The sequence below is a fragment of the Dehalococcoidales bacterium genome (assembly GCA_028717385.1).
Lineage (GTDB): Bacteria > Chloroflexota > Dehalococcoidia > Dehalococcoidales > CSSed11-197 > CSSed11-197.
Map to the genome: position 1 here is coordinate 1 of JAQUNW010000065.1, position 3,257 is coordinate 3,257.

A 3,257-nucleotide genomic window follows, 5' to 3' on the forward strand; every position below is an offset into this window, starting at 1 on the left:
AGAGAAGCAAATGTAGAAGCGCTGGCAGAAAAAACCAACATGGTTAATTTTTTACAACGTGATATCAATGCCGGCTTCTCTGGTGGTGAAATTAAACGAAGCGAACTTCTTCAACTGCTGGCACAAACACCCGAATTGGTTATGCTGGACGAGCCAGAAAGCGGAGTAGACCTGGAAAACATTGCCTTGATCGGGGACCTCATCAACGAGCTGTTACAAAAAGGCTGCCCGGTACACCAACGCACCCGCGGCGGGCTGGTAATTACCCATACCGGCCACATTCTTGAATATGTTAACGCTGCAACTGGATATGTACTTTTTAATGGGAAGATAATCAGCTGCGGCGCTTCCCCACTGGATATTTTGGACAATATTAAAAGAAAAGGCTACCAGGAGTGTGCAATATGCCCGATGAAATAAAACGCCAGATTATCGAAAGGGCGAAAAAAGCACAAGATAAAAAGGCTGCCATTGGCCAAGATATTGATCTTTCCAAATACTCCACAGAAGCAGAACAAAAAATGCTTCAGGTCAACCCGGCTGATATAAGCAAGGAAGATAAACAGCGCATGCTTTCAGCCGGAATAATGCTAGATGACCTCAGCCAGAGGTCTGGCACTTTTATTCAAAAAGACAACACCCCCATCCACCACTCTTCAGCCCAGGATGGTATTGAAGTAATGGCTACTTCCGAGGCACTGAAAAAATACGACTGGTTAAGTGAATACCTGTGGAAGGCGGTTCAGGTAGACGCTGATAAATTTACCGCCCACGTTGGGCTCAACAATGCAGATGGCTACTTCATCCGCGCCCTGCCCGGCAAGAAATCAGTCTACCCGGTACAAGCCTGTCTGTATCTTGCCAAAACTCGTCTTATCCAGGATGTTCACAACATTATCATTGCTGAAGAAGGCTCCGAACTGCATATTATAACCGGCTGTGCGGTAGCCAAGGGGCGTGAACCCGGCCTCCACCTCGGGGTATCCGAGTTTTATGTTAAGAAAGGAGCCAAGGTAACCTTCTCCATGATTCATTCCTGGAGCCCGGAGGTTGAGGTACGCCCCCGGACCAGCACCATCATAGAGGAAGACGGCATGTTCATGAGCAACTATGTAATTATGAATCCTGTTCATTCCGTTCAGTCTTACCCGGTTGCCAGGTGCATTGGTAAAAACGCCACCGCCCGTTTCAACTCGATTCTGGTTGCTACACCTGGTTCTCATATCGATACCGGCTCCAAAGTCTACCTCGAAGCAGAAGGTGCAAAAACCGAAGTTATTTCACGGGCTATTACAACCGGCGGCACGATAATAGCCAGGGGTTATATCGAAGGCGCCAGCCCGGATGTTAAAGGCCACCTTGAATGTGGCGGCCTTATTCTGGGCAATAACGGTGGAGCAATTCATGCCATACCAGAACTGATGGGAACCCTTGCCGGTGTAGACCTTTCCCACGAAGCTGCTGTAGGTAAAATTGCCGAAGAAGAAGTTGAATATCTGATGGCCAGAGGGCTTACGCATGATGAAGCCACTGCCGCCATTGTAAGAGGGTTCCTTAACGTAGATATCTCCGGCCTACCCCCGGAACTGGATGCCGAGCTTAAAAAGGCTATTAAAGAAAGCGAAGGGGAGCTTTTTTAGCCCTTCTTAACAAACACCTTTTAAGCGGATTATAATAGTTACAGCAATCAATGGAGGCGCAACATGAGCAAGGGTAGCACTGGTTCCATGGCTGGTATTTTCTGGTTTGCTGGCTGGTTATTTACAATTTCGTATGCCCACCTGGTATGGTGGAAGATTATTCTGGGTATTGTAGTCTGGCCGTTGTTCCTGGGGCAGGCACTGGGTTAATCACCAGCTTTTGACACACAATTAAGCCATTAGCTACAATAAAGCTTCTTGGGCCGCTAGCTCAATTGGCAGAGCAACTGACTCTTAATCAGTAGGTTACAGGTTCGAGACCTGTGCGGCTCACCAGGTTGGAACGCGCTTACCTTTTTCTTTTCCTAAACTAGCTAGAAACACTTAGTGCCTTCACCTACATCATCGATAGTCGGAGTATTTCTAGTAATTCCCGCATTGCGGTCAAACTCAACAACAGGGCCATCAATTTTTATCAGTTTGTATACAGGATCACCAAATGGATATCTCTTTTTTGATGATTAACTCTGTTTTTTCATCGCAGTGTTAATAACATTCTTCCAAGCGATGCTATTATCATAAGAGCTCAACCTATCAACGGTATCTTTAACATTTCTAGCTATTCGTTGATATAGATCTTCATTTGTTAGCAGCTCTGATATGGCACCGGAAAACGCTTTATAGTCTGCAGGGTCTTCTACAACATAGGAATTATAGCCATCCTTTGCAATATCGGTTATATCTCCACAGTTAGACACAACTGCTGGTAAACCACAAAATAATGCTTCTAGATATACATTTGGGAAACCTTCGCGTTTTGAGGTGAGAATTAAGACTCGTGATTTGTTTAAATAAACATGAACGTCTTTCTTATAACCTAAGAATTGTATATTACTTTCTATACCGAGTTCGGGTAACATCTCTTTAAGTTGGTTGCGAAGAGGACCATCTCCAATAATAATTGCTTTTATATTCGGTATTATTTTATTTGCTTCTTTTATCGAGAGAAGTACAGTTTCAACATTTTTTACCTGAGCGAGCCTGCCAACAAAAATAACATCAAATACTTTCGTTTCGTTAGTAGGATAAAACCTGTCTGCGTTAGGACAACTGATAACAGGAAATACCTTGTAAGAAGACACACCATGTTTTACGAGGAAGTCCTTGGTGACAGACCCTGTGGTGACAATCGCATTAGAACTTTTTAAAATAGCCAGCATGCACTTGCCGTATAATTTCAAGTCCTTACTTGGATTATAGATTACAGGACTAGCTATCGAATATAGTTCCACAGGCCCTGCTATAAGTACAATGACTATTGGTTTTCTGGTGATTTTAGCAACAATATAAGCCAATAATCCATGAGGAAAAAATAGATAACCACCAATATAACCAGGATTCTTACATAAAGAAAGTGTAATAAGTATAAAAAATTCAAAAATAATTGCAATCCCCGGAATTGTTCTTAAACATTTTGGCGGGCAGTAATATTTAATATTTTCAATTTGAGGTCCCGGTTTTCTAACAACTAGCATAATTTCATCAACGTCTTCAACGCGCGCGATAGGACTGATCAAATGGTCAATGATGCTATCTCCAACGTTGCCCATCTGGATG

At 43.4% G+C, this 3,257-nt stretch carries 4 protein-coding genes and 1 tRNA gene; 4 read left to right on the top strand and 1 reads right to left on the bottom strand.

The window, feature by feature from the left end:
* From PHX29_07305 to PHX29_07320, 4 genes are all read left to right on the top strand, one after another.
* Positions 1 to 420 (top strand): ABC transporter ATP-binding protein (locus tag PHX29_07305; protein ID MDD5605689.1); only part of this gene is annotated, 420 nt, incomplete at its 5' end.
* Positions 405 to 1,640 (top strand): SufD family Fe-S cluster assembly protein, encoded by a 1,236-nt coding sequence (locus tag PHX29_07310; protein ID MDD5605690.1) that lies wholly within the window; start codon positions 405 to 407, stop codon positions 1,638 to 1,640. The genes PHX29_07305 and PHX29_07310, both read left to right, overlap by 16 nt.
* A gap of 63 nt (positions 1,641 to 1,703) precedes the next feature.
* Positions 1,704 to 1,850: a hypothetical protein gene (locus PHX29_07315; GenBank protein ID MDD5605691.1), complete on the top strand. Its 147-nt coding sequence runs from the start codon at positions 1,704 to 1,706 to the stop codon at positions 1,848 to 1,850.
* 50 nt (positions 1,851 to 1,900) lie between these two features.
* A tRNA-Lys gene (locus tag PHX29_07320) sits at positions 1,901 to 1,976 on the top strand.
* A 185-nt stretch (positions 1,977 to 2,161) separates the two neighbouring features.
* Here PHX29_07320 and PHX29_07325 read toward each other — a convergent pair.
* On the bottom strand, positions 2,162 to 3,257 hold a 1,096-nt coding region (locus PHX29_07325; GenBank protein MDD5605692.1), incomplete at its 5' end, for a glycosyltransferase.

Excerpts from the sequence above, each read along its gene's own strand:
- PHX29_07310 (MDD5605690.1), top strand. The coding sequence starts at position 405 with ATGCCCGATGAAATAAAACGCCAGATTATCGAAAGGGCGAAAAAAGCA.
- PHX29_07315 (MDD5605691.1), top strand. The coding sequence starts at position 1,704 with ATGAGCAAGGGTAGCACTGGTTCCATGGCTGGTATTTTCTGGTTTGCT.